Origin of the sequence: Bacillus sp. YC2, assembly GCF_019891195.1 — a bacterium.
Lineage (GTDB): Bacteria > Bacillota > Bacilli > Bacillales > Bacillaceae > Bacillus.
In genome coordinates this window covers 70,797-91,341 of sequence record NZ_JAHXDO010000002.1, presented here as the reverse complement: position 1 = coordinate 91,341, position 20,545 = coordinate 70,797, and the positions used below count along the sequence as shown (strand labels likewise).

Below are 20,545 nucleotides of genomic sequence, written 5' to 3'. Positions count from 1 at the left end.
AGTGGTTAACGCTATTACTCCTTTTCAGCTTCAAAATACCCAAAACACTCAAAACGTAACGAATCAATTGAACCAAAGTCAAAAAACTGACTCTTCAAATCAAACAAGCTTTTCGGAGCTTTTAAAAAACTCTATTGATTCGTTAAATGAGTCTCAAGTGCAATCTGACCATATAACGAACAAATTGGCTGCAGGAAAGGATGTCAACCTTGACGAGGTCATGATCGCTGCCCAAAAAGCAAATATTTCTCTGACGGCTGCAACTGAATTCCGCAACAAAGCGGTGGAAGCCTATCAGGAAATCATGAGAATGCAGATGTAAGGGGTCAGATTGAAGAGAATGACTGGAATGACCGGGGGTTAACATGAATCGTACTCTAATGCAAATGAAAACCAAAACGGCAGCGTTTTGGAACAACAGATCAAAAACACAGAAGATACTCATGACAGGCGGATTAGCCGCATCGATAATTTTACTCATCGTAGTTATTATTTTTACTTCTTCTGAAAAGATGGTGCCTCTTTACAAAGATTTATCGGCTGAAGAAGCCGGCAAAATCAAAGAAGAGCTTGATACGAAAAAAGTATCTTCTGAGCTTGCTGACGGCGGCACAGTCATTATGGTTCCGGAAAGCCAAGTGGATACGCTTAAAGTGCAGCTTGCAGCAGAAGGCCTGCCGAAAACGGGATCAATCGATTATTCGTTTTTCGGACAGAACGCAGGCTTCGGCCTGACAGACAATGAATTCGACGTGTTAAAGGTTGAAGCGACCCAAACTGAATTATCGAACCTGATTAATGAAATGGACGGTATTAAAAGCTCGAAGGTTATGATTAATATGCCGAAAGAAGCTGTTTTTGTCGGCGAAGATCAGCCGGCAGCATCCGCATCCATCGTTTTGCAGATCAAGCCGGGCTACTCGCTCGATCAAAGCCAGATTAACGGGCTGTACCATCTCGTTTCTAAAAGCGTTCCGAATTTAAAAGAAGATAATATCGTCATAATGGACCAAAATTCAACATATTATGACAAAAGTGACAGCGGTGCAGGGTCTGTTTCTGACAGTTATGCTTCTCAGCAGGGTATTAAGTCGCAGGTCGAAAAAGACATACAAAAACATGTGCAGTCTCTGCTCGGCACAATGATGGGACAAGATAAAGTCGTTGTCTCTGTTACAGCTGATATAGACTTCACAAAGGAAAAACGCACTGAAGACATTGTCGAGCCTGTCGATAAAGATAACATGGAAGGGATAGCAGTAAGTGCTGAAAAGGTTTCAGAAACTTATAAAGGTGATGGGGCGGCCAACGGCGGAACAGCCGGAACAGGCAGCAATGACACTGCAAACTATGCCCAGACAAACGGAAGTTCAGGCAGCGGTGACTACGAAAAAAACAGCAATAAAATCAACTATGAAGTAAACCGCATTCATAAAGAAATTGCGGAAAGCCCGTATAAGGTGCGGGATTTAGGCATCCAGGTAATGGTAGAACCGCCGAATCCGAAAAATGCCGCGTCTTTAACCGCTCAAAGACAGGCTGATATTCAAAAGATTTTGGGAACTGTCGTCAGGACGTCTCTTGATAAAAATGAGACGCAAAATCAAAACCTTACAAACAATGATATCAACAACAAAATCGTCGTTTCCGTTCAGCCGTTTGACGGAAAAGTAAGCCTGAATACTGCGTCGGCCAACTCATCAGGCCTGCCGATCTGGGTATACATTACAGGCGGCGTGCTGCTTGCGGCCATTATTCTGCTGATCATTCTTCTCATCAGAAAGAAACGTTCACGGGATGATGAATACGAAGAATACGAGTATGAAACAGCGCAGGAGCCGATTCGATTGCCTGATATCAACGAAGAAGAAAATGAAACGGAAGAAACAGTCAGACGAAAACAGCTCGAAAAAATGGCAAAAGAAAAGCCGGAAGACTTTGCGAAATTGCTTCGAAGCTGGCTGGCCGAGGATTAGGGGGAATAAAAAATGGCGAGACGTGATCAAAACAAGCTTACAGGAAAACAAAAAGCAGCCATCCTCATGATTTCCTTAGGCCTTGATGTATCAGCCTCCGTATACAAGCATTTGTCTGAAGAAGAAATAGAAAGGCTGACACTCGAGATTTCGGGAGTCAGAAGCGTTGACCATCAGAAAAAAGATGAAATCATTGAAGAGTTCCATAATATTGCGATTGCTCAGGACTATATTTCTCAAGGCGGATTAAATTATGCCCGCCAAGTCCTTGAAAAAGCGCTCGGAGAAGACAAGGCTGTAAGCATTTTAAACAGGCTTACCTCCTCTCTGCAGGTAAAACCGTTCGACTTTGCAAGAAAAGCCGAACCAGAGCAGATTTTGAACTTCATCCAGCAGGAGCACCCTCAAACAATGGCGCTGATTTTATCTTATCTTGACCCGGTGCAGTCCGGACAGATTTTGTCTGAGCTGAATCCGGAAGTTCAGGCTGAGGTTGCGAGAAGGATTGCCGTTATGGACAGAACGTCTCCTGAAATCATAAATGAAGTGGAGCGGGTTCTTGAACAAAAGCTGTCATCTTCCTTTACGCAGGATTATACACAGACTGGCGGCATTGAAGCCGTTGTCGAAGTGTTAAACGGCGTAGACAGAGGAACGGAAAAAACAATTCTCGATTCATTGGAAATACAGGATCCTGATTTGGCAGACGAAATCAAGAAACGGATGTTTGTCTTTGAAGATATTGTTACACTTGATAACCGCGCGATTCAGCGGGTGATCAGAGACGTTGAAAACGACGACCTTCTGCTTTCATTAAAAGTTGCGAGCGAAGAAGTCAAAGAGATCGTCTTCAGCAATATGTCGCAGCGTATGGTTGAAACCTTTAAAGAAGAAATGGAAATCATGGGGCCTGTGCGTTTGCGTGATGTGGAAGAGGCTCAATCAAGAATCGTGGGTGTTGTCCGAAAACTTGAAGAAGCCGGTGAAATTGTAATCGCGCGAGGCGGAGGAGACGATATTATTGTCTAATGTGATTAAACAGCAATCATCATTTTCTCCTGAACAAAAAAGGCGAAAGCTATCCTTGCAGGAAGTTCGCCAAAGTCATCCTCAGATTGATCAGGAGGGTGCCGAAAACCCGGAGGCTCTCATGGCGTTAGCCAAAGCGGAAGCTGATCGGGTTTCTGAAGAAGCGAAAAATCAGATGGAGCTCACCCGTCAGCAGATTGAACAAGAGAAAAACAGCTGGGCCGAAGAAAGACAGCGGCTGATTGAAGAAGCAAAAGCAGAAGGCTACAAAGAAGGCATGGCGTTGGGAAAAGCTGAAGCGGCAGATCAATATGCAGACCTCATCAGCCAAGCCAACGCGATTACCGAAATGGCCAGACAGTCGGTCGAAGAGAAACTGGAAAGCGCAGAGGAAGAAATCATTGAGCTTTCTGTTGCGCTCGCTAAAAAAGTATGGCAGCAAAAAAACGATGATCAAGAGGCTTTCATTCTGTTAGTCAAACAGGTAATAGCCGAAGTGAAAGATTATGATGACATTTCAATTTATGTAGACCCCGAGTATTATGAAGCGGTTTATCAGCATAAGGACGAAATTCAGCAGCTGCTATACAAAGAATGCAGGTTAAGCCTGTATGCCGATGAGAAAGCCGAAAAAGGCACTTGTTATATAGAAACACCGTTTGGGCGGGTTGATGCCGGCATAGATACCCAGCTGATGCAATTGAAGCAAAAACTTTTAACGGCACTTGAGGTGGGAGCGGATCAATGAAAACGCAGCATTTAATAGACGCGATTGAAATGGCGGATTCGTACAAACGCTACGGCAAGGTGAAGCGCGTTATCGGGCTGATGATTGAATCGAAAGGACCCGAAAGCTCGATCGGAGACGTTTGTCTGATTTATCCGAAAGGCCGGGCCGGAAAAGCGATTAAAGCTGAGGTCGTAGGCTTTCAAGATGAAAGTATTCTATTAATGCCCTATCTGGAAGCAGCCAGTATTGCACCGGGGAGCATTGTGGAGGCTACAGGCGAATCACTCCGCATCAAAGTGGGAGCAGGACTGATCGGGCAAGTAATCGACGCATTCGGTGAACCGCTTGACGGAAAGGCGCTTCCGAAAGGCTTATCCCCGGTATCAACTGAACAGTCCCCGCCAAATCCGATGAAACGGCCGCCGATCCGGGAAAAGATGGGTGTCGGTGTCAGGTCAATTGACAGTCTGCTGACTGTAGGCAAAGGACAAAGAATCGGTATTTTTGCAGGAAGCGGAGTCGGAAAAAGCACCCTGATGGGAATGATTGCAAAGCAGACGGAAGCCGACTTAAACATTATCGCTCTTGTCGGTGAACGGGGCCGTGAGGTGCGGGAATTCATTGAGAAAGATTTAGGCGCAGAAGGCCTGAAACGTTCTATCGTCGTTGTCGCTACATCTGACCAGCCCGCCTTGATGCGGCTGAAAGCAGCATATACGGCCACCGCCATTGCAGAATATTTCCGCGACAAAGGGCAGAATGTGATGTTTATGATGGATTCCGTCACGAGGGTGGCAATGGCTCAGCGGGAAATTGGGCTGGCTGCCGGCGAACCGCCGACGACAAAAGGATATACGCCTTCTGTGTTCGCTATATTACCTCGTTTATTAGAACGAACAGGTGCGAATGAACAGGGCACGATAACCGCTTTTTACACTGTTCTCGTTGACGGGGATGACATGAACGAACCCATTGCAGATACGGTCCGCGGGATTTTAGACGGACATATCGTACTCGATCGGGCGCTTGCCAACAAAGGGCAGTTTCCGGCCGTGAATATACTGAAAAGCATCAGCAGGGTCATGTCAAACATTTCGGAAAAACAGCATTTAGATGCGGCGAACAAATTCCGCGACCTTCTGTCAACTTATCAAAACTCTGAAGATCTCATTAATATCGGAGCATACAAAAGAGGGTCATCAAGAGAAATTGATGAAGCGATTCAGTTTTACCCGCAGCTTATTCAATTTTTAAAACAAGGCACAGAAGAACCGGCTCAATTGGAAGAAAGTATCGCGGCATTGACGAGTTTGACAGGAAAAGAGGAATAAATCGTGGCGTATCAATTCAGATTTCAAAAGCTGCTGGAATTAAAGGAAAATGAAAAAGACCAATCATTATCAGAATACCGGCAATCGGTATCTGAATTTGAAACGGCAGCTGAGAAACTATATGAAAATATGAGCAAAAAAGAATTGCTGGAAAAAGATAAAGAATCAAAGCTGAGAACCGGAATGAGTGTTCAAGAAATGAGGCACTACCAGCAATTCGTTTCAAATCTTGAAAACACCATTTATCATTACCAAAAGCTTGTCATTATGAAAAGAAATGAAATGAATGAGAAGCAGGATCAGCTGACAGAAAAAAACATTGAAGTAAAGAAATTTGAAAAAATGCGAGAAAAACAGTTTAATATGTTCGCTCTTGAAGATAAAGCTGCAGAAATGAGAGAAATGGATGATATTTCAATTAAGCAGTTTATGATTCAGGGGCATTAGGAGCGAATGAGATGTCCGATAAAGAAAAGGGATCTGGCAAGTTTGGTTCAATCCTGCTTTTTATCATTATTCCGCTGATTTTCCTGATCATCGTAGCAAGCATTGTGCTTTGGGCTGCCGGCGTAGATGTGATGAAGCCGATTCAGGAAACGGCCGCTAAAACGCCTGTTTTGAAACAGCTGGTTCCTGAAACGAAAGAAAGCAAAAATGCGGCGGAGAAGCAGCAGGAAGACAGAACGGCTTCGCTTGAGAAAACCATCAAGGAACAAAAAAGCGAAATTAATATTTTAAATAAAGATTTAGACACGAGCAAATCAGAAATAGACAGCCTGAATCAGAAAATCCGTTCAATGAAGCAGGAAGCTGAAGAACAGAAGAAAAAAACGGACGAAACGGCAAAGACCGCTGCTTCGGATTCAGCCGGGAAAGATAAAATAATCAATATATATAAAAGCATGGACAGCGGTAAGGCAGCAAGTATCATTACACAGCTGAAGGAGAAGGAAGCGCTCGATATTTTAAACGGATTAAGTAAAAAGCAGCTTGCTGAAATCTTGACGAAAATGACTCCTGAACAAGCGGCAAAATATACAGAAAAAATATCCGCTGATGAAAAATAGGGGTGATGTAAATTGAAGTTGCTTGAATTAACGGGAAACCGCATGCAGACGGCGCAAAACAGCAATGTAAAGGCAAATCAAAACAGCTTAGGTTTTTTTCAGAATTGGCTTCTGTCTGAAATCACTTCTCCTCAGCAGCCTGAAGAAGAGACGAAGACAGACAATAAAGCGCTGAAGGATGCCCTTTCGAAAATCGGCGATTGGCTGAAGGCCGGCCAGGAAGAAAAAGAACAGCAATTGGAACAGCTGCTGCAGTCGGTAAAAGAGCTTGAAGGAAAGCAGACAAATGAAAACGTCCTGCCTTTATTACATAAGCTTGCTCAATCTGTTGAAGCAATGTTAGCCAAACAGCAAAATGAGGTGAAGCCTGAGATCCAAAATCCGCAGCCTTCAGCGGAGGAGCGGGATTCCGGCCGTGACGCGATTGAGTCTGGACTTCTTTTCATTCAAGGCGCTCTGTGCCAGCTTCTGCAGCATGAACAAGAGCTGCCGGGCGGCACTCAGGCACAGGCAGTTTATCAAGAAGGCGGCCGTATATTGGATACTTTGAAAAGCCAAGGGGTTCCGGATCGACTGATTCAAGATCTGCAGCAGACGTTATTTCCGAAAAACGAATCGGCTTCTAAGCTCTATACAATGTCGGCTGCTGAGCTGAAAAGCTTCCAAAGCGTTATAAAGCAGCTCACAGGCCTTTCTCAAAAAGGAATGAAGGAATGGAGTATGGCTGAGACCGAGCTGAAAGCTCTCGTGTTATCTCAATCATCTGAATCGTTTCAAGAGTTTGGCAGACAAATGCCGGCATCAGCCGGAAAAACGGAAAAGGCGAACAGCGGCGCGGATGCTCCGTTAAAGGCTGCTGACAGCAAATACGCTGCGCATATGCTGTTTACCGGAAACCGCAGTCTTGCTGGTATACAACAATCAGCCATCGGGACAAGCGAACAGCCGGTTCCTGACAATAAACCTTTGGCTGACCAGGTCATCAGCGGATGGAAACAGATGAAATATACACCGTTCGGAAAATCAACAGGCAGTTTTACGATTCGTCTGAATCCGGAAAATCTCGGATTTGTCACAATTAAGGTAACGAATGAAAACGGAATGTTTCAAAGCAAAATTATCGCATCAAGCCAATCTGCAAAAGAGCTGCTGGAACAGCATCTTCCTCAGCTGAAACAATCTCTCCCGAATATGTCGGTGCAAATCGACCGTTTCACCGTCCCGCTTCAAAGTGCGGATCAGCAGCCGGTCTACGGACAACTGGCTGACCAGCAAAAGCAGCAGCAGGAGGGGCAGAGAGAGCAGAGGCAAAAGCAGCAGTCAAATGATTTCGGAGATATGCTGGAAGAGCTTTCTCTTAATGAAATGGAGGAAGAATAATTGACATCAGTGAACTCAGCTGCGGCAAGCAGTAATGCGGCTAAAAGCACCACCGCCGCAAACAAAAGCACGAGTTTAGGAAAAGACGAATTTCTGAAGATTTTAATGACGCAAGTCCAAAACCAGGACCCGCTCAATCCGGTTGATGATAAAGAATTTATCAGTCAGATGGCGACATTTTCTTCATTGGAGCAAATGATGAATTTGAATACAACGATGACAAAATATGTGGAAAATCAAGACCCGTTTACGATGTATGTAAACTGGATCGGCAAAAATGTGACTTGGAGCGACAGCGACGGAACCGAGCAAACGAGTCCGGTCAATTCAGTAAAACATTCAAACGGCAATTATGTGCTCGTTCTGGAAAACGGTAAAGAGGTTAGTCCGTGGAATGTCACGGCCGTAAGCCAAACTTCTAAATAAAAAGAAACCTAGGGGGAATTTGACATGTTACGTTCATTATATTCTGGTATCAGCGGGATGAAAAACTTTCAAACAAAACTTGATGTAATCGGCAATAATATCGCCAACGTCAACACAGTGGGCTTTAAGAAAAGTCGTGTCACCTTTAAAGATATGATCAGCCAGACGGTATCCGGCGGTTCGGCAGTGACCAATTCAAAGCAGATCGGTTTAGGTGCCGCTACTTCTTCTATTGATGTCGTTCATGCTACAGGAGCGCCTCAATCAACCCAGATTAAAAGTGATCTGGCCATTAACGGAGACGGCTACTTTCAAATAAATACCGGGGCAGGAATCGCTTATACACGGGCCGGGAATTTCGGGAAGGACAATGACGGAAATATTGTCACAACCGACGGTTACTACCTTGAAAAAATCGGCGGCGGCAAAATCAATATTCCTACTGATGCGAAAGATTACAGCATCGGACCAGACGGGAACGTTACATACACTGATTCAGGAGATCAGGTCCACAATGCGGGGCAAATCGGGCTTGTCACTTTTCCAAACAGTGACGGTCTTGAAAAAATCGGGGGCAACCTCTACAGAGAATCTTTAAGTTCGGGGGCAGCGAGCGCTGTCAATATTCCGGGAGAAAACGGCTCAGGTAAGCTTCTGCCGGGCTATCTTGAAATGTCCAACGTTGATTTAACAGACGAATTTACCGAAATGATCGTTGCTCAGCGCGGTTTCCAATCAAACTCAAAAATCATTACGACATCAGATGAAATCCTTCAGGAGCTGGTTAATCTGAAACGCTAAGGAGGGAGGAGAGGCGGTTAAACTGCTTCTCCGGATTTTATGATTAAGGTCACCCGTTTAAACGGCCAGCCTTTTACGCTTAACGCGCTGTTTATTGAGCAGATTGAGTGCTTCCCGGATACTACGATTACTCTGTCCAACGGCAAAAAATTCGTAGTAAAGGAAACGGAAGAAGCAGTGCTGGAAAAGGTCACATCGTTTTACCATAACATACAAATATTTTCACTGGATCAGGGAATAGAGGAAGAAGAATGAAGAAAAAATTAGTCATCATTATGCTGATTATTTTGGTTGTCCTTGCCGGCCTCGGAGCCGCAGCATATTTTGTCGTAAGCGGAAATTCCGAGAAAGACAAAAAGCCGACAATTGATGAAGTCGTTGCAGCTACTGTGTCTGTAGACGATATTACGACAAACTTAAAGTCAAACACCATCATCCGCATAGGAATCAAGCTTGAAACAGACTCGTCAAAAGCGAAGGAAGAACTTGAAAAACGCGATTTTCAGGTGAAGGATAACATTATTTCCATTTTAGCTGATACAAGCGCCGACAAGATTGAGGGAGATAAAGGAAGAGAAGCGTTTAAAGATACATTAAAAGAGAAAATAAACAGCTATCTCCAAGCAGGAAAAGTTCAGAAAGTGTACATTACCTCCTTTAATCTGCAATAAAAACGAATTTGACAGAATACGGAGGTGAAGAAAATGTCAGGAGAAGTTCTCTCCCAAAATGAAATCGACGCATTGCTTTCTGCTATATCAACGGGTGAAGCGGATGCGGAAGAGCTGAAAAAGGAAGTAAAAGAGAAAAAAGTAAAGGTATATGATTTTAAACGGGCTCTCAGGTTTTCTAAAGACCAGATACGGAGTTTAACCCGGATACATGATAACTTTGCGAGACTTCTCACAACACACTTTTCTGCAAAGCTCAGAACGTATATTCACATATCTGTCAGCTCAGTTGACCAGGTGCCGTATGAGGAGTTCATCCGCTCAATACCGAACATGACGATCTTAAATTTATTTGACGTCCATCCGATGGAAGGCAGAATTATGATGGAGGTTAATCCAACCATCGCATACGCCATGCTTGACCGCGTCATGGGGGGCATTGGAATCACCCATAATAAGGCGGACAATCTCACGGAAATTGAAACTAATATTATTTCTAATTTATTTGAAAATGCACTGGGCAACTACAAAGAAGCGTGGCAATCCATTGCCGATATTAATCCTGAAATGACCGAATTTGAAGTGAATCCTCAATTTGTGCAAATGGTTTCACCTAATGAAACTGTTGTGGTCATTTCACTCAATACGCAAATCGGTGAAATCAGCGGTGTCATCAATCTTTGTATTCCGCACGTTGTGCTTGAGCCGATTATACCTAAGCTTTCCGTTCATTATTGGATGCAATCTGAACGAAATGAAGCAAAGCCGGAAGAAACGAAGTCTCTTGAAAAGCGCATCATGACGGCTCAAATTCCTGTTGTGGCTCTATTGGGCGCTTCTGAACTGACAATAGAAGAGTTTTTAAGTTTGGAAGTCGGGGACTGTATTACTCTAGACAAATCAGTGACTGCTCCTCTTACTGTATTGGTCGGAAACAAACCGAAATTTTTAGGGCAGGCCGGCCGGGTGAATCGTAGACAGGCAGTGCAAATTTTAGATCACGACATAAGAGGTGAACAAGATGAACAATAGATTATCTCAAGATGAAATCGATGCTCTTCTTAATGGCAGCAGTCAATCGGAGGAGTCTGAACAGCCCGGCATGAACTTGTCTGAGCTGGAGCGTGATGCGATCGGAGAAATCGGAAACATTTCATTCGGCAGCTCGGCTACGGCGCTTTCCACCCTTTTAAATCAAAAAGTGGACATTACAACGCCGAGTGTGACCGTCATTTCAAAAAGCAAAATCAGCGATGAATTTCCTCATCCGTATGTTGCGATTGAAGTGAACTATACAGAAGGTTTTGACGGCAGCAACTTGCTTGTTGTCGAGCAAAACGACGCGGCAATCATTGCTGACCTGATGATCGGAGGGGATGGCAAAGGTGCTGACCCTTCACTCGGTGAAATCCATCTGAGCGCCGTTCAGGAAGCGATGAACCAAATGATGGGGTCGGCGGCAACGTCTATGTCGACTGTATTCAGTAAAAAGATTGATATTTCTCCGCCGCGGGTTGAACTGCTTGATGTGACAGAAGAAAAAGGCACGGACAGAATACCTGAGGATGATTTGCTTGTAAAAGTTTCATTCCGGTTAAAGGTCGGAGAATTAATAGATTCGAGCATTATGCAGCTTTATCCGATCACGTTTGCGAAAGATCTGATTGCAGAGCTGATGAATACGGATGAGGCCCAAGAAAGTATGCAGATATCAGAACCGCAGGAAACGTACGAGCCGCAGCCGGAACCGGCTGTTCAGCAAGAACCGCAGTCACTACCGGAGCAGAAGACGCAGAAGAGACAGGGAACTGCCAAAAAAGCTGCACCTGTTCAAGTCGCGCCGGTGGAATTTCAAGCATTTGATCAAAATGACGCGGCACACGCTTCCAGAAATAACCTTGATATGCTGATGGATATTCCGCTTTCTATTACAGTTGAGCTTGGAAGAACGAAAAGAAGCGTCAAGGAAATACTTGAGCTTTCTGCTGGAAGTATAATCGAGCTGGACAAGCTTGCGGGTGAACCCGTTGATATTTTAGTCAATCAGCGGATCGTAGCCAAGGGCGAGGTAGTTGTAATTGAAGAAAACTTCGGCGTAAGAGTCACTGATATTTTAAGTCAGGCAGACCGCCTTAACAATTTAAAATAACCGAACAATAGAGGAGAGAAACAGATTATGGCACATAGAATTTTAATTGTAGACGATGCAGCATTTATGAGAATGATGATTAAGGATATTTTAGTGAAAAACGGTTTTGACGTCGTGGCCGAAGCATCAGACGGAGCGCAGGCCGTTGAAAAATTCAAAGAGCATTCACCTGACCTGGTGACGATGGATATTACAATGCCGGAAATGGACGGAATTACTGCTTTAAAAGAAATCAAACAAATCGATCCGCAGGCAAAAATCATCATGTGTTCTGCCATGGGCCAGCAGTCAATGGTTATTGACGCGATTCAAGCCGGCGCAAAAGACTTTATTGTGAAACCGTTCCAAGCAGACCGCGTGCTTGAAGCAATTAATAAAACATTAAGCTAAAGGGTGTACGACTGTTGAAAAAGAGTCATGGTTTACTAGCTTTGATTTGTTGTTTCGTTTTACTCAATGTACATCCGTTCGCTGCTTTTGCAGCGGGGTCTGACAACTCAACTGTCAACGAATGGTTTGACAAACAATCAACAAACAAAACAGAGAAAAAAAGCGATAAAACGAAACAAACGGCTGATGATGAGATAGGGGATGCTTCTGCATCTTCTGTCTCAGCTTTTGATTTTGTGAAGATGATTGCAGCACTATTATTTGTCATTCTGCTGATCTATGGATTTGTCAAACTGATGAATAAAAGAAACCGCCTGCTAAAGCCGTTTCAATATGTGGAAAATATCGGCGGAACCTCAGTCGGCCAAAATCGTTCGGTCCAGCTGATTAAAGTCGGAAACAGCGTATTGGTAGTCGGTGTCGGCGATACAATCCAGCTCTTGAAAGAAATTGAAGATGAAAAAGAGCGAGAAGCGATACTGAGCCAATATGAAGAGGCGATGTCCTCTAAGATGGAATGGTCTAAAATTGTGAGTCCGCGCAAGGATTCAGAGAAAAAGCCTCAAACCATGCTCCCGTCGTTTTCAAAAGCGTTAAAAGAGCAGCTGAACGAACTGAAACAAAACCGTTCTGAAGGAAAGAAGAAAGGCCCGTATCATCATGAATGAGTTCATTAATCTTTTTAATTCAAGCAATCCGACCGAAGTCAGCTCAACTGTTAAATTACTATTGCTCTTGACTGTATTTTCAGTGGCGCCGGGCATCCTGATTTTAATGACCTGCTTTACGAGAATCGTCATCGTCCTTTCTTTTGTCAGAACGTCACTGGCGACGCAGAACATGCCTCCGAATCAGGTTTTAATCGGGCTCGCGCTGTTTTTAACATTTTTTATTATGGCTCCGACATTTTCAGAGATTAATAAGGAAGCCTTAACACCTTTGATGGATAACAAAATCAGTCTCGACGAAGCTTATACAAAAGCCGAGAAGCCGATTAAAGAGTTTATGAGCAAACATACAAGGCAGAAGGATTTGGCGCTGTTTATGAACTACGCCAAAATGAAAAAACCTGAATCGCTGCAGGATATTCCTTTGACGACGATGGTGCCTGCCTATGCGATCTCAGAACTCAAAACCGCTTTTCAAATGGGCTTTATGATCTTTATTCCGTTTTTGATTATCGATATGGTTGTGGCCAGTGTTTTAATGTCAATGGGAATGATGATGCTTCCGCCGGTTATGATCTCTCTGCCCTTTAAAATATTGCTTTTTGTTTTGGTCGACGGATGGTATTTAATCGTGAAATCTTTGCTTGACAGCTTTTAGGGTAGGTGCTAAATGTGAGTTCAGAATTTGTAATTTCCATGGCGGAAAAAGCCGTATATGTAACACTTATGATCAGCGGGCCGCTCTTGGCAATCGCTTTAATAGTCGGTTTGCTCGTCAGTATCTTTCAAGCGACAACTCAAATCCAGGAACAGACTCTCGCTTTCATCCCGAAGATTGTGGCGGTTATGCTCGGGCTGATCTTTTTCGGTCCGTGGATGCTGTCAACGATTCTTTCGTTTACAACTGAGCTGTTCTCTCATCTGAACCGATTTGCAGGGTAGAATCAAATGAATTCAATCATTGATTTATTTCCCGCTTTTTTATTGGTTTTTATTAGAATTTCTGCTTTTTTTGTTACGGTTCCGCTGTTCGGCCACCGAAATGTGCCGGCCGTTCACCGTATCGGCTTTGCCTTTTTTCTTTCGGTGATTTGCTTCAGCACACTGCAGCATGCACCGTCAATTGAAATAGGGGAACAGTATATGCTTCTTGCCGTAAAAGAGGCGGTCGTCGGTTTGAGTCTCGGCCTGATCGCTTACATGATAATGGCAGCTATTCAAATAGCCGGCTCCTTTATCGATTTTCAAATGGGGTTTGCCATTGCCAATGTGATTGATCCGCAGTCAGGGTCTCAAAGCCCTTTGATCGGCCAATTCGTGTATACGATGGCGCTGTTATTTATGCTCAGCGTAAATGCCCATCACCTTTTGCTGGATGGTATTTATTACAGCTTTCAGTATATTCCGCTTGATCAGGCATTTCCGGCGTTTGGAAATGAACAGTTTGCACTTTTTATCGCGAAGAGCTTCAATGCCATGTTTATTATCGCTTTTCAAATGTCGGCGCCGGTTGTGGCCAGCCTGTTTTTAGTTGATTTAGCCCTCGGCATTGTGGCCAGGACTGTGCCGCAGCTGAACGTTTTTGTTGTCGGGCTTCCTTTAAAAATAGCTGTCAGCTTTATTATGCTGATCGTTTGTATGTCCGTGATGTTTGTCGTGGTCCGCAGTATTTTCAGCTTAACCGTTGAAACGATGCGAAATCTATTGGCATTGGTCGGTGTGACATGATGAGACTCAGACTGGATCTGCAATTCTTTGCAGGAGAAAAGACGGAGAAAGCCACTCCGAAAAAACGAAAGGACACGAGGAAGAAAGGGCAGGTTGCGAAAAGCACGGATGTCAATACAGCGGTTTCGTTATTGCTGATTTTCCTTTCGCTATTAGCAATCGGGCCTTTTATGAGGGACAGGCTGCTGTCGTTTATTAAAAGGTTTTATACCAAATCAATCTCGATGCAGCTGTCAATGTCTAACGTGCACGAGCTGTTTGTTGATGTGGTAAAAGATATAGCCATTATTCTTGCGCCGATTTTGCTTGTTGCCCTTCTGGCGGGTGTTATAAGCAATTACATGCAGGTGGGATTCTTGTTTTCTGCAGAAGTCCTTAAGCCTGATCTCAATAAGCTCAGCCCGTTAAAAGGTTTTAAGCGAATCTACAGTATCAGGGCAATCGTGGAACTGATTAAATCCATTTTGAAAATTGCCGTGGTCGGTTTTGCCGCTTTTCTTGTGCTCTGGCTGCATTATGGGGACATTCTGCGCCTCCCGCTTTTAACGCCTGCTGAAGTCCTTACCTTCGTCTCCAAGCTGACCCTTTGGATGGGTCTTGCCGGATCGGGGGCTTTAATGGTATTGGCGGGTCTTGATTATTTATATCAGCGATTTGACTATGAAAAAAACATCAGAATGTCAAAGCAGGATATAAAAGATGAATATAAAAAATCGGAGGGTGATCCGATTATCAAGTCCAAAATTAAGCAGAAGCAGCGGGAAATGGCCATGAGGCGGATGATGCAGGAAGTGCCGAAGGCCGATGTCATCATTACCAACCCGACCCATTATGCGATCGCTTTAAAATATGACGAGAAGAAGATGGATGCCCCCTATATCGTTGCCAAAGGGGTCGATCACCTCGCCTTAAAAATCAGGCAAATTGCCAAAGAGCATGATGTCATGACGATTGAAAACAGACCGCTTGCGCGTGCGTTATATGACCAGGTTGAGATTGACCAGCCCGTGCCGGAGGATTTTTTCAAAGTCATCGCAGAAATTTTAGCTTATGTATATAAAACGAAACAAAAAGTATAGTGAATTTCAGATTCAAAAGGAGAGAAAAACAGCATGTCAACAAGAGATTTATCGGTTTTAATAAGTGTTGTCCTCATTGTGGCAATGCTGGTGATTCCATTTCCTCCATGGTTGTTAAGTATTTTGATCATCATTAATATCTCTCTTGCGTTGATCGTGCTTCTCACCACAATGAATATGCAAGAACCGCTGCAGTTCTCCATTTTCCCGTCATTGCTGCTATTGCTGACGTTGTTTCGGCTTGCGCTTAATGTTTCGACGACCCGTTCCATTCTTTCTCACGGAGAAGGGGGAAAAGTTGTTGAGACATTCGGGAATTTCGTTGTCGGCGGAAATGTGCTGGTAGGACTTGTTGTCTTTATTATTTTAATTATTATCCAATTTATCGTTATTACCAAAGGCGCCGAACGTGTGTCAGAAGTCGCTGCCAGATTTACGCTTGATGCGATGCCGGGAAAACAAATGAGTATTGACGCTGATTTAAATGCCGGCATGATCACGGAGCAGGACGCGAAACACAGGCGTGAAAAAGTCGGAAGAGAAGCTGACTTTTACGGCGCGATGGACGGTGCGAGTAAATTTGTTAAAGGGGACGCCATCGCCGGAATTATTATCGTGATGATTAATATTATCTTCGGAATTGTTATCGGCATGCTTCAGCAGGGGATGAGTATTCAAGAGGCAGCTTCTCACTTTACAATGCTGACGGTCGGTGACGGAATCGTCTCCCAAATGCCCGCCCTGCTCATTTCTACGGCCACGGGAATTGTCGTAACGAGAGCGGCGTCAGACGGAAACCTCGGTCACGATATTACAGGACAGCTGTTTGCATATCCTAAGCTTTTGTATGTAGCGGCAGCCACCGTTCTTTTGCTAGGTCTCTTTACGCCAATCGGCATTCTGCTTACAGGCCCTATTGCCGGCTTGCTGGCCTTTGGCGCTTACACGCTGTCCAAAACCGCCAAACCGAACGAAGAAGAGGAAGAAATTCTTGAAGAAGAGGCTCAAGTGGATGAACTGAAAAGTCCGGAAAGCGTTGTGCAGCTTCTGCATATTGATCCGATCGAATTCGAATTCGGCTACGGTCTCATACCGCTTGCAGATGCGGGGCAGGGCGGTGATCTTCTGGATCGGATCGTCATGATCAGACGCCAGCTTGCGCTTGAATTAGGGCTTGTGATTCCGGTTGTCCGCATTCGGGATAATATCGCGCTTCAGCCGAATGAATACCGATTAAAAATCAAAGGCAACGAAGTCGCAAAAGGTGAGCTTTTGCTCGATCATTATTTAGCAATGTCACCGACGCCTGAAGATGACATCATTGAAGGAATTGAAACGGTTGAACCGTCGTTCGGGCTTCCCGCGAAATGGATCGGAGAAGCCGCTAAGGACGAAGCGGACATGCTCGGCTATACGGTTGTTGATCCCGCGTCTGTCGTATCTACGCATATTACAGAAAAAATTAAACAGCATGCCCATGAACTGGTCGGCAGACAGGAAACAAAACAGCTTATCGATCATCTGAAGGAGAATTATCCTGTGCTTGTGGATGAAGTCACACCTAATCCGTTATCTGTCGGCGACATTCAAAAGGTGCTTGCGAAACTATTGAAGGAAAAGGTATCAATTCGGAACCTGGTTACCATTTTTGAAACACTTGCCGATTACGGAAAATTAACGACGGATTCGGACCTTTTGACAGAATATGCGAGGCAGTCACTGGCCAAACAAATTACCGCCCAGTACGCAAGAGATGATGAAACACTGAAAGTCATGACATGCTCAGGGCGGGTGGAAAAGGCGATTGCAGATGGCGTGCAGCAGACTGAACAAGGCAATTATTTGTCGCTTGAGCCTGACGTGTCAGACAGCATCATCCGTTCAGTCGCCAAAGAGGCTGAGCAGCTTTCAATCCGGCAGGAAACAGCCATTCTGCTTTGCTCTCCTCCGGTCAGAATGTATGTAAAACAGCTGTTAGAACGCTATTTCCCTGATCTTCCGGTTCTTTCCTATAATGAGCTTGAAGCAAATGTTGAAGTACAAAGCATTGGAGTGGTGGATATTTAATGAAGATTAAAAAATTTACAGCCGCTTCAATGCAGGAAGCCGCAAAACAAATCAAAAAAGAACTCGGCAACGACGCCGTGATTTTAAATTCGAAACAAGTGAAAAAACGAAAATGGCTTGGCTTGCGGGCGGAGCAGGCTGTTGAAGTGATTGCGGTGTTAGATCGGGACGTAAGGGAAGCGAAAAAAACTCCGCCAAATATCGGCGAGGGGAAGAAAAAGACGGAAATGACAGACACCGTGCAAACCATTCAGCCGCCTCAGCAAGCGCCGAATCAAAGCACGTCCTATGATCTGTCTCATTACAAAGAAGTGCTGCCTGAACCTTTAAAGAAAGCGGAACGTCTTTTGGATAAAGCGGGGCTTACAGACCAAATGCAGAAAACGGTTTTGAGTGAGCTCCTCAATTCTTCAATTGCAGCAGGCGATTTGACTGAAGAGAACGTCGTTGTCAAATTGCAGGAACTATTAGCTGAAAAGCTTCCTTCAAAAGACAGGTGGCAGGAAGGCATTCAATCAAAATACGTGGTGCTTTTCGGTTCAACAGGAGCCGGGAAAACGACAACTCTCGCGAAACTGGCCGCTTCATCGATGCTTGCGGAGCATAAGAAGATTGCGTTTATAACGACGGATACTTACAGGATCGCCGCGGTCGAACAGCTGAAAACATATGCGGAGCTGTTACAGGCGCCCCTTGAAGTATGCTATTCGAAAGAAGAATGTCTTAAAGCTCAAGCCAAATTTGCGGAATATGACCATGTCTTTATCGATACCGCGGGAAGAAACTTTAAAGAAGAGCAATATATTACGGAATTACAAGAGATGATTCCGTTCGAATCCGGCTTACAATCGTTTCTTGTATTATCGGCATCTTCAAAATATGAAGATATGAAACAGGTGCTGACACGGTTTTCCGATGTTCCGGTGAATCAATTCATCTTTACGAAAACAGACGAGACCGCCTCACTCGGTTCGGTTTATCAAGTGCTGACAGAATCAAGGATCGGCGCGGCTTTTTTGACAAACGGACAAAATGTGCCTGAGGATATACTGACTGTTTCTCCGAAAGACTTTGTAAGGATGCTTATGGCATGAAACCCGATCAGGCCGAGTCATTAAGAAGAAAAATGAAACAGCGGCAGCTGATCAAGCCGCAGCTGTATGAAAAAAAAGCAAAGACATTGGCGGTTATCAGCGGAAAGGGCGGCGTCGGAAAATCCAATATCACGTTAAATTTGGCAGTTGCCCTGCAGGAAAAAGGGGAAAATGTGCTCATTATCGATCTCGATATCGGAATGGGAAACATTGATGTGCTGATCGGGGCTTCTTCTTCCCGCACCATCATCGATGTGATGGAGAACCGGTATGCGCTGGCTCAATCACTGTCTGCCGGTCCGAAAGGCATCCGCTACATATCCGGAGGGACGGGGCTTGATGTCATATACCGGGCGGACAGGGAGAAATGGTCGTATTTTATGAATGATCTTTCCGCTGTTTTAAGAGACTTTGATTATGTTCTGTTTGACATGGGAGCGGGTTTATCAAAAGAGCAGCTGCCGTTTATTTTATCAGCGGAAGAGATTCTCGCCGTCACAACGCCTGAGCCGACGGCCATTATGGATGCCTACAGCGCAATTAAACATCTCGTGATTGCAGATGAGCGGCTGTCGATAAGCATTGCCGTTAATCGCGCCCGCAGCAAAAAAAATGCACTGGATACTTTTGCCCGCCTTTCTCACGCGATTCACACGTTTTTGGGTGCAGACGTCAAATTCGCCGGCTCTATACCGGATGATCCGCTTGTGAGTCAAGCTGTGATTGACCAGGTGCCTTTTTTAATAAATAGTCCTCAAGCAAAAGCCAGCAAGTCCGTCCGTCTGCTAGCGGATGTCTTGTTTCAAACGGAAGAAAACAAACCTAGAGAAGAAAAGTCAGCATTTATTGAGAAATTATCTTCTTTTTTGATGAGGAGGACTTTACATTGATTCGTGTGCTTGTCGTTGATGACTCAGCTTTTATGAGAAAGATGATTACAGATTTTCTGGCCGCGGAAATACAGATAGAAGTCATCGGGACTGCAAGAAACGGAGAAGAGGCGTTAAAAAAAATAGAGCTTCTTCAGCCGGATGTTGTCACGCTTGATATTGAAATGCCGGTCATGAACGGAACGGATACATTGCGGAAAATCATCGACATTTATAAACTTCCGGTGATTATGGTATCGAGCCAGACACAGCAAGGAAAAGACCGCACGATTAACTGCTTGGAAATGGGAGCGTTTGACTTTATTACAAAGCCTTCCGGAGCGATTTCCCTTGATCTTTATAAAATTAAAGAGCAGCTGATTGAAAGAGTCATTGCTGCCGGACTGTCTCAAACCAAAAAACCAGAAGCGGTTTCGGCCGAACCCCTCACGCCTAAACGCCCGGCTGCAGCCGGGCTTGAAAAACCGAAAATAAGATCGGCCAAGCAGGCTGTATTCATTGCGACGTCTACAGGGGGGCCGCGTGCGCTGCAAAAGGTCATTCCGAAGCTGCCGAAGGATTTAAACGCGCCGATCCTTGTCGTTCAGCATATGCCTGAAGGCTTTACCGCTTCACTTGCAGACAGGCTGAACCACTTGTCAGATATACAGGTGAAAGAAGCAGAAAACGGTGAAGAAGCAAAAGCAGGCTGTGTGTATATCGCCCCCGGCGGAAAAAACATGACGGTTATACAAGACGGCGGGAGACTCCGCATTGTTCTTGATGTTCATGACACGGCAAGCAGGCATAAGCCGTCAGCCGATTATTTGTTTCGTTCAGCGAGCAGGCTGCACGATTATGAAAAGGTGGCCGTCATTATGACCGGCATGGGCAGTGACGGAACCGAAGGCGTAAAAGAAATGCTTAGAGCCGGCGGTGTCAAAACGATTGCGGAATCGGACGAATCATGTGTTGTGTTCGGAATGCCGAAGTCAGCCATAAAAGCGGGCCTCATTCATGACATTAAACATGTAGAAGATATCGCAGCATCCATCACGAGCTGTGTGAAAAAAGAGAGGGTGTGAATCAA

At 44.7% G+C, this 20,545-nt stretch carries 24 protein-coding genes; all 24 read left to right on the top strand.

What is annotated here, in order from left to right; genetic code table 11:
• Position 1: 1 nt before the first annotated feature.
• From fliE to KY305_RS05320, 24 genes are read left to right on the top strand one after another with little or no spacing between them, the layout of a single operon-like run.
• Positions 2 to 322, top strand: a complete 321-nt coding sequence (gene fliE, locus KY305_RS05435) for a flagellar hook-basal body complex protein FliE (RefSeq protein WP_214799320.1) — start codon at positions 2 to 4, stop codon at positions 320 to 322.
• Between the two features lie 43 nt (positions 323 to 365).
• On the top strand, positions 366 to 1,976 hold the full coding sequence (fliF, locus tag KY305_RS05430; RefSeq protein ID WP_223061700.1) for a flagellar basal-body MS-ring/collar protein FliF: 1,611 nt from the start codon (positions 366 to 368) through the stop codon (positions 1,974 to 1,976).
• Positions 1,977 to 1,988: 12 nt separating this feature from the next.
• A complete protein-coding gene (gene fliG, locus KY305_RS05425; protein ID WP_214799316.1) occupies positions 1,989 to 3,005 on the top strand; it encodes a flagellar motor switch protein FliG in 1,017 nt (338 codons plus the stop codon).
• Positions 2,998 to 3,753, top strand: coding sequence for a flagellar assembly protein FliH (gene fliH / locus KY305_RS05420; protein WP_223061699.1), 756 nt, complete (start codon positions 2,998 to 3,000; stop codon positions 3,751 to 3,753). The genes fliG and fliH overlap by 8 nt, the downstream gene beginning before the upstream one ends.
• Positions 3,750 to 5,066, top strand: coding sequence for a flagellar protein export ATPase FliI (fliI, locus tag KY305_RS05415; protein ID WP_214799313.1), 1,317 nt, complete (start codon positions 3,750 to 3,752; stop codon positions 5,064 to 5,066). Before fliH ends, fliI begins: the two co-directional genes overlap by 4 nt.
• A 3-nt stretch (positions 5,067 to 5,069) precedes the next feature.
• Complete coding sequence (gene fliJ / locus KY305_RS05410; RefSeq protein ID WP_223061698.1) at positions 5,070 to 5,513, top strand: flagellar export protein FliJ; 444 nt, start codon at positions 5,070 to 5,072, stop codon at positions 5,511 to 5,513.
• A gap of 11 nt (positions 5,514 to 5,524) precedes the next feature.
• On the top strand, positions 5,525 to 6,133 hold the full coding sequence (locus KY305_RS05405; protein ID WP_223061697.1) for a MotE family protein: 609 nt from the start codon (positions 5,525 to 5,527) through the stop codon (positions 6,131 to 6,133).
• Positions 6,134 to 6,145: 12 nt separating this feature from the next.
• On the top strand, positions 6,146 to 7,513 hold the full coding sequence (locus KY305_RS05400; protein WP_223061696.1) for a flagellar hook-length control protein FliK: 1,368 nt from the start codon (positions 6,146 to 6,148) through the stop codon (positions 7,511 to 7,513).
• Positions 7,514 to 7,939, top strand: coding sequence for a flagellar hook assembly protein FlgD (flgD, locus tag KY305_RS05395; RefSeq protein WP_223061695.1), 426 nt, complete (start codon positions 7,514 to 7,516; stop codon positions 7,937 to 7,939).
• A gap of 24 nt (positions 7,940 to 7,963) precedes the next feature.
• Positions 7,964 to 8,740 carry a flagellar basal body rod protein FlgG gene (gene flgG / locus KY305_RS05390; protein ID WP_223061694.1) on the top strand — a complete coding sequence of 259 codons (777 nt, stop codon included), beginning with the start codon at positions 7,964 to 7,966 and terminating at the stop codon, positions 8,738 to 8,740.
• Positions 8,741 to 8,779: 39 nt separating this feature from the next.
• Complete coding sequence (swrD, locus tag KY305_RS05385; RefSeq protein ID WP_223061693.1) at positions 8,780 to 8,995, top strand: swarming motility protein SwrD; 216 nt, start codon at positions 8,780 to 8,782, stop codon at positions 8,993 to 8,995.
• Positions 8,992 to 9,411: a flagellar basal body-associated protein FliL gene (fliL, locus tag KY305_RS05380; RefSeq protein ID WP_223061692.1), complete on the top strand. Its 420-nt coding sequence runs from the start codon at positions 8,992 to 8,994 to the stop codon at positions 9,409 to 9,411. The genes swrD and fliL overlap by 4 nt, the downstream gene beginning before the upstream one ends.
• A 33-nt stretch (positions 9,412 to 9,444) precedes the next feature.
• The gene (gene fliM, locus KY305_RS05375) at positions 9,445 to 10,443 is read left to right on the top strand and encodes a flagellar motor switch protein FliM (protein ID WP_223061691.1); all 999 of its coding nucleotides are present in this window, start codon (positions 9,445 to 9,447) and stop codon (positions 10,441 to 10,443) included.
• The gene (gene fliY / locus KY305_RS05370) at positions 10,433 to 11,560 is read left to right on the top strand and encodes a flagellar motor switch phosphatase FliY (RefSeq protein ID WP_223061690.1); all 1,128 of its coding nucleotides are present in this window, start codon (positions 10,433 to 10,435) and stop codon (positions 11,558 to 11,560) included. The genes fliM and fliY overlap by 11 nt, the downstream gene beginning before the upstream one ends.
• 27 nt (positions 11,561 to 11,587) lie before the next feature.
• Positions 11,588 to 11,950: a chemotaxis protein CheY gene (cheY, locus tag KY305_RS05365; RefSeq protein ID WP_003154238.1), complete on the top strand. Its 363-nt coding sequence runs from the start codon at positions 11,588 to 11,590 to the stop codon at positions 11,948 to 11,950.
• Between the two features lie 14 nt (positions 11,951 to 11,964).
• Positions 11,965 to 12,618, top strand: a complete 654-nt coding sequence (fliZ, locus tag KY305_RS05360) for a flagella biosynthesis regulatory protein FliZ (RefSeq protein ID WP_223061689.1) — start codon at positions 11,965 to 11,967, stop codon at positions 12,616 to 12,618.
• Complete coding sequence (gene fliP / locus KY305_RS05355) at positions 12,611 to 13,276, top strand: flagellar type III secretion system pore protein FliP (RefSeq protein WP_214799291.1); 666 nt, start codon at positions 12,611 to 12,613, stop codon at positions 13,274 to 13,276. Before fliZ ends, fliP begins: the two co-directional genes overlap by 8 nt.
• Before the next feature lie 14 nt (positions 13,277 to 13,290).
• Positions 13,291 to 13,560 (top strand): flagellar biosynthesis protein FliQ, encoded by a 270-nt coding sequence (gene fliQ, locus KY305_RS05350; RefSeq protein WP_061520532.1) that lies wholly within the window; start codon positions 13,291 to 13,293, stop codon positions 13,558 to 13,560.
• A gap of 6 nt (positions 13,561 to 13,566) precedes the next feature.
• Positions 13,567 to 14,346 carry a flagellar biosynthetic protein FliR gene (gene fliR / locus KY305_RS05345; protein ID WP_223061688.1) on the top strand — a complete coding sequence of 260 codons (780 nt, stop codon included), beginning with the start codon at positions 13,567 to 13,569 and terminating at the stop codon, positions 14,344 to 14,346.
• Positions 14,346 to 15,425, top strand: coding sequence for a flagellar biosynthesis protein FlhB (gene flhB, locus KY305_RS05340; protein WP_223061876.1), 1,080 nt, complete (start codon positions 14,346 to 14,348; stop codon positions 15,423 to 15,425). The genes fliR and flhB overlap by 1 nt, the downstream gene beginning before the upstream one ends.
• A 33-nt stretch (positions 15,426 to 15,458) precedes the next feature.
• Positions 15,459 to 17,492 (top strand): flagellar biosynthesis protein FlhA, encoded by a 2,034-nt coding sequence (flhA, locus tag KY305_RS05335; protein ID WP_223061687.1) that lies wholly within the window; start codon positions 15,459 to 15,461, stop codon positions 17,490 to 17,492.
• Positions 17,492 to 18,586 carry a flagellar biosynthesis GTPase FlhF gene (gene flhF / locus KY305_RS05330; protein ID WP_223061686.1) on the top strand — a complete coding sequence of 365 codons (1,095 nt, stop codon included), beginning with the start codon at positions 17,492 to 17,494 and terminating at the stop codon, positions 18,584 to 18,586. Before flhA ends, flhF begins: the two co-directional genes overlap by 1 nt.
• Positions 18,583 to 19,476 carry a MinD/ParA family protein gene (locus tag KY305_RS05325; protein ID WP_223061685.1) on the top strand — a complete coding sequence of 298 codons (894 nt, stop codon included), beginning with the start codon at positions 18,583 to 18,585 and terminating at the stop codon, positions 19,474 to 19,476. Before flhF ends, KY305_RS05325 begins: the two co-directional genes overlap by 4 nt.
• A complete protein-coding gene (locus tag KY305_RS05320) occupies positions 19,473 to 20,540 on the top strand; it encodes a protein-glutamate methylesterase/protein-glutamine glutaminase (protein ID WP_223061684.1) in 1,068 nt (355 codons plus the stop codon). The genes KY305_RS05325 and KY305_RS05320 overlap by 4 nt, the downstream gene beginning before the upstream one ends.
• Positions 20,541 to 20,545: the final 5 nt, after the last annotated feature.

Coding starts and splice junctions, on each gene's coding strand:
- swrD (WP_223061693.1), top strand. CDS start 8,780: ATGATTAAGGTCACCCGTTTAAACGGCCAGCCTTTTACGCTTAACGCG.
- flgG (WP_223061694.1), top strand. CDS start 7,964: ATGTTACGTTCATTATATTCTGGTATCAGCGGGATGAAAAACTTTCAA.
- fliY (WP_223061690.1), top strand. CDS start 10,433: ATGAACAATAGATTATCTCAAGATGAAATCGATGCTCTTCTTAATGGC.
- fliR (WP_223061688.1), top strand. CDS start 13,567: ATGAATTCAATCATTGATTTATTTCCCGCTTTTTTATTGGTTTTTATT.
- KY305_RS05325 (WP_223061685.1), top strand. CDS start 18,583: ATGAAACCCGATCAGGCCGAGTCATTAAGAAGAAAAATGAAACAGCGG.
- flhA (WP_223061687.1), top strand. CDS start 15,459: ATGTCAACAAGAGATTTATCGGTTTTAATAAGTGTTGTCCTCATTGTG.
- flhB (WP_223061876.1), top strand. CDS start 14,346: ATGAGACTCAGACTGGATCTGCAATTCTTTGCAGGAGAAAAGACGGAG.
- fliI (WP_214799313.1), top strand. CDS start 3,750: ATGAAAACGCAGCATTTAATAGACGCGATTGAAATGGCGGATTCGTAC.
- KY305_RS05405 (WP_223061697.1), top strand. CDS start 5,525: ATGTCCGATAAAGAAAAGGGATCTGGCAAGTTTGGTTCAATCCTGCTT.
- fliP (WP_214799291.1), top strand. CDS start 12,611: ATGAATGAGTTCATTAATCTTTTTAATTCAAGCAATCCGACCGAAGTC.
- fliF (WP_223061700.1), top strand. CDS start 366: ATGAATCGTACTCTAATGCAAATGAAAACCAAAACGGCAGCGTTTTGG.
- flhF (WP_223061686.1), top strand. CDS start 17,492: ATGAAGATTAAAAAATTTACAGCCGCTTCAATGCAGGAAGCCGCAAAA.
- fliM (WP_223061691.1), top strand. CDS start 9,445: ATGTCAGGAGAAGTTCTCTCCCAAAATGAAATCGACGCATTGCTTTCT.
- cheY (WP_003154238.1), top strand. CDS start 11,588: ATGGCACATAGAATTTTAATTGTAGACGATGCAGCATTTATGAGAATG.
- fliG (WP_214799316.1), top strand. CDS start 1,989: ATGGCGAGACGTGATCAAAACAAGCTTACAGGAAAACAAAAAGCAGCC.
- fliL (WP_223061692.1), top strand. CDS start 8,992: ATGAAGAAAAAATTAGTCATCATTATGCTGATTATTTTGGTTGTCCTT.